Here is a 644-nt window from a genome sequence, read left to right as displayed (position 1 = left end):
GTATAAAAATGGTTACGGAATATTATTAACACGAGCTAATAACTCTATTAAAGTGGCACGCCAGGCCATTGAAAAACAGAAGAATAAAGCAGCTGAGGAAAGTTCCAAGGAAACCGAGACTGTTAGTGAAGCTGATTCAGCTGCTGCATCGTCTAGCAAGGCGGCTTCATCTAGTACTTCAGTTTCCAGCGAGTGGACTAAAATTTATCAGACAACGTCGAGTATTCCTCAAAATGTTGTTGACCAAGGACGTAAGAATCTTCAACAGGCAGGAATTAATACGAATGCAATTTCTGATTTGGAAATTAGGAAAATGATTGTTAACGCCGGAAAACAACAGGAAAATATTGTAACTTATGCAAAGGAGAATGGATACAGCAACTAATGGATAAAGATTTTAAAGAAAAATTAGAAGCTCTGCGAAACGGAGAAATTGATCAGTTTGAAGTAACAAGCGAAACTTTCCCAGATTTCTATAAAGCATGGAGCGATTTTAGTTTTCAATCAGGTATTAAAGGTTTTGCACAAAAAGGTGGAAAAATTATTTATCGTCGAAAAGAAAAGGTAGAATAATTAATGAGCGTTTTTAAGCTTTAATCTAAAAATTGTTTAGAAAGCTTTTCGTGTAAGCGCTTGTGTAATAT

Annotated in this window: 2 protein-coding genes; both read left to right on the top strand. The window is 35.4% G+C overall.

Annotated features, from left to right (window positions below; translation table 11 throughout):
- Window positions 1–385 (top strand): hypothetical protein (locus KH893_RS11375; RefSeq protein ID WP_281166222.1); only part of this gene is annotated, 385 nt, incomplete at its 5' end.
- Window positions 385–573 (top strand): hypothetical protein, encoded by a 189-nt coding sequence (locus KH893_RS11370; protein WP_127825604.1) that lies wholly within the window; start codon window positions 385–387, stop codon window positions 571–573. The genes KH893_RS11375 and KH893_RS11370, both read left to right, overlap by 1 nt.
- The last annotated feature ends 71 nt before the right edge of the window (window positions 574–644 follow it).

The sequence above is a fragment of the Liquorilactobacillus sicerae genome (genome assembly GCF_029916425.1).
GTDB lineage: Bacteria > Bacillota > Bacilli > Lactobacillales > Lactobacillaceae > Liquorilactobacillus > Liquorilactobacillus sicerae.
This window is presented reverse-complemented; position numbering and strand designations above follow the sequence as displayed.

Coding starts and splice junctions, on each gene's coding strand:
- KH893_RS11370 (WP_127825604.1), top strand. CDS start 385: ATGGATAAAGATTTTAAAGAAAAATTAGAAGCTCTGCGAAACGGAGAA.